General features: G+C 33.6%; 2 protein-coding genes and 2 pseudogenes. All 4 read right to left on the reverse strand.

The genetic code is table 11. The annotated features are described in order from the left end of the window. Positions 1-74 precede the first annotated feature (74 nt). Positions 75-503 (reverse strand): annotated as a pseudogene (locus ACPC57_RS11350) (ribonucleotide-diphosphate reductase subunit beta); the annotation flags it as partial. A 9-nt stretch (positions 504-512) separates the two neighbouring features. Further along, positions 513-2,669: a class 1b ribonucleoside-diphosphate reductase subunit alpha gene (gene nrdE, locus ACPC57_RS11355; protein ID WP_434066994.1), complete on the reverse strand. Its 2,157-nt coding sequence runs from the start codon at positions 2,667-2,669 to the stop codon at positions 513-515. Positions 2,670-2,703: 34 nt separating this feature from the next. Continuing rightward, positions 2,704-2,970, reverse strand: a complete 267-nt coding sequence (locus ACPC57_RS11360; protein WP_318151021.1) for a DUF1971 domain-containing protein — start codon at positions 2,968-2,970, stop codon at positions 2,704-2,706. Positions 2,971-3,033: 63 nt separating this feature from the next. After that, positions 3,034-3,471, reverse strand: a pseudogene (gene nrdI / locus ACPC57_RS11365) (class Ib ribonucleoside-diphosphate reductase assembly flavoprotein NrdI); the annotation flags it as partial. Between the last annotated feature and the right edge of the window lie 334 nt (positions 3,472-3,805).

Here is a 3,805-nt window from a genome sequence, read left to right on the forward strand (position 1 = left end):
ACACCTTATGCTGCACGATGTCGTGCAGCGTAAGAAATTTTATACACTAGTGTTACAAAAATGCTTGACTAGGTCACGGTATTAATATCATTTAAATATTCCAGTACACGTGAGTCATTATCAACCCACTCAAATGACTTTTCAAGATTAATCTCTTTATCAAAGGTGAGCAATATTCGATTATAAGCTTTGGTATTGACCATCTCGATAAATTGAATATTATTTAAAATAGCAACTTCTTGTTGCGAACACTTACCATTTCGAACAATTTCACCTACCTCTATGGATTGATTGGTAGACAGATTCGTTAAAAGTATCAGTAAACGTCTTAACTGTCCTTGTTCCTCAAAATTAAGCTTTATCCAATTCGTAAAATCATTTTCAATTGGAATCCTGGTATCTAACCAAAACAGTGATGTAGCTCTTTCCCATACTGCATTGTCAAATTCATCCTCGACAATATTCCAGTTAATAGCCCTATAATATAAATAGTTTTTTGACATGGTATCTCCTTAAATCATGCAAGATTCACAATTATTTACACTGTTGAATTCGTCATCTTCCGTATATGTCCGAACATAGTAGAGTGACTTAATTCCTTTTGTCCAAGCATAATTACGAAGACGATTTAAGTCCCGAGTTGTTAATTTTGAACTTCCTTGCTTCTTCCATTCATAGATACCTTCAGGTAATACAGAACGCATGAAGAGTGTCAGACTCATTCCTTGATCAATATGTTGCTGAGCTTTAGCGTAGATATCAATAATTTTTCGTTGATCCATGTTGTAAGCCGTCTTATAATATCTAAGTGTTTTATTTGACAAGTATGGAGCAGGATAGAAGATTGAACCAACTTTTTTCTCTTGACGATTTTCAATTAATTGAGTAATTGGATGAAGAGATGCACTAGTCTCATTGATATAAGAAATAGAACCATTAGGAGCAATAGCTAGTCTATTTCGATGGTAGAGACCATCTTTCATGACATTTTCTTTTAATAACTGCCAATCTTCAATAGTTGGTAATAAAATATTTCCAAATATCTTTGCCACCTTTTCAGATGTAAAATGAAATTCCTTCGCTAGATAATGATCAAAATAGCTTCCATCAGCATAGCGAGAATATTCAAAATCATGAAAAGTTTCGTTCTTTTCCACTGCAATTTGGTGACTGGCCTTTAAAGAGTAATAGTTCATAGCCAGAAAGAAAGCATCTACAAATTCTAAGGCTTCATCAGATTCATAGTCAATACCATTAAGAGCTAAAACTGTATGAAGTCCCATTGCACCAAGCCCAATTGTATGATAGAGCGAATTTCCATTAGCCACAGTTGGAACTTCACTGATTGCACCCCGACCAGTAACAGTGGTGAGCGCCCGAATCGCATATTCTATAGACTTTCCAAAATCATTAGCTTCCATAAGATTTACCATATTCATTGAACCAAGGTTGCAAGAAATATCGGTCCCCACCTTTTTATAACTTAAATCTGGATTTAATATAGACGGTTCTTGTGGTTGAAGGATTTCTGAGCAAAGATTACTCATAATAATTTTTCCTTTTACAGGATTAGTTCGATTAGCTGTATCAATATTTAAAATGTATGGATAACCAGATTCTTGTTGTAAACGTGAAATTTCCTGTTCTAATTCACGAGCATTAATTACAGTCTTTTCTATTTCACTATTAGCCACCATAGTATCGTACTCTTTCGTCAGATCAACATAAGAAAACGGAAGACCATAAACTCGCTCAACGTGATAAGGATTAAAAAGATACATGGGTTCATTTGTTTTAAGCAATTCATAATATTTATCGGGTACTACTAACCCTAGTGATAATGTTTTAACTCGAATCTTCTCATCTGCATTTTCTTTTTTAGTAGATAGAAATTCTAAAATATCTTGGTGGAAAACATTAAGGTAAACTACTCCTGCACCATTTCGTTGTCCAAGTTGATTACTATAGGAAAACGAATCTTCCAGTAATTTCATAACAGGCAGCACACCCGAAGAAGTATTCTCGATTTCTTTTATAGGAGATCCTGTCGCACGTAGATTGGATAGATTAACCCCTACGCCTCCCCCTATTCTAGAAAGCTGTAAAGCTGAATTAATATTCCGACCAATCGATAGCATAGAATCATTAATATCAATAAGAAAACATGAAACCATTTCCCCCCGTCTCTTCTTACCTGCGTTTAGAAATGTTGGTGTTGCAGGTTGATATCTTTGGGAAATAAGTTCTTCAAGTATCTTATGAGCAAGATTCCTATCCCCATTCGCAAGATACAAAGCATTAAATACAGCACGGTCCTCAAAGTTTTCTAAGTAGTAGTTCAAATCATTTGTTTTCATTGCATACTGATTATAAAATTTATAGGCAGCCATAAAGCTTTTGAACTTAAAACCATAGTTATAGGCAAAGATAAACAGCTTTTTGACGAACTCTCTATTATTTTCACCATAAATACTAAGGACACTTTCATCAATATAATCATGACTAATTAAATAATCCAATTTTTCATCAATACTATCAAAGGTTTTCAAGTTATCCCTAATTTCTGTATTTAAATATTCCTCTAACGCCTCCCTGTCATAATGAAGTGGAATCTGTCCCTCTACTAGTACATTTAACATATTATTCAGAATAAAATAATCTTTTGTCATTTTAGTCTTCTTTCTATTTTTTATATTTTTACCTTTATTGATGTAAAAAATCCGATTTTTTACAAAAGAGATCAATGGAAAATACTAGGTCTTCTGTTAACGGTGAGAGTTTATACCATGTTTGGGGTTCAATAAATGGTGGTTGATTGCTAGTGTCATAAGTACACTCTCTGAGAACATCTCCATTCTCTCTTAATTCGAAAATCTTTATCTTTCCGGACCAAATAGTTAACTTTTCCCAAGTCCCATCTTTAATATGATGACTGTGCCGCAAGGTATGAGGCATATGATGTGGTGTCATATTAGGTAAGAGCCTATATGATACAAGCTCTGAACTGTATCTCCACTCTATTAACCTAGTATTCAATCGATTTGAAATGCGAATAACATCTTCCTCAGTTCCTCGTAATTCAAATTCATCTAATACTGGAAATCCAAATTCCTCAGAATACTGGTGAGCTGTCAGGCAGAATTGTTTATTAAAATTTCGATTACCACTTCCGATAATGCCCATACAATATTTACTATTTTCTTTATATGCAATAAGCCTACGGAGGGGTGTTGTTAATATTTCGATATTACCAGTAGTAACACCATTTCCTCCTTCAAGGTAGGCTGGTAGAAAAGCAAAGTAAGGTTCTTTGATTTCAAATTCCAATGATTCATTATTTTTTACTAGATCCTTGACATTAACATAATCCAATTTCTCTTGAAGTTCCTTCTGGAGATAATGATCTAATCTTTCAAGAAAATTAGTTGTATTCCCGCTAAGACTGATATAGTATATTCTAATCACTTGCATTTTTCCCTCCCAATATGTATAATTCCTATATACTGTATTTGATGTTAAAAACAGACACTACATATAGTGTTTTAATTATATATCTTTCCTAATTAAAAAAAATTGACCATGGTCAATTTTTTAGGAAATATAAAAGAATGCAAGGGAGAATAAAAATATGACAAAAATTGGCTGCGTTCATCGGGTTCCTCTTTTTAATAATCTTGCTTGCGATGAACAGAGTGAGGTTCAAGAATTGCTATATCATAAAACCTTTGAAAAGAGGCTGGGCAAAAACTAGCCAGTAAATAAAAAACACAGATAGATTCAAGCTGATTTTGATGAAATTCAGCCG

The sequence above is a fragment of the Streptococcus sp. VTCC 12886 genome (assembly GCF_049893425.1).
Lineage (GTDB): Bacteria > Bacillota > Bacilli > Lactobacillales > Streptococcaceae > Streptococcus > Streptococcus suis_AA.

What these genes read in the sequence shown, in the direction of transcription:
- nrdE (WP_434066994.1), bottom strand. Translation starts at nt 2,669, where the DNA reads ATGACAAAAGATTATTTTATTCTGAATAATATGTTAAATGTACTAGTA.
- ACPC57_RS11360 (WP_318151021.1), bottom strand. Translation starts at nt 2,970, where the DNA reads ATGACACCACATCATATGCCTCATACCTTGCGGCACAGTCATCATATT.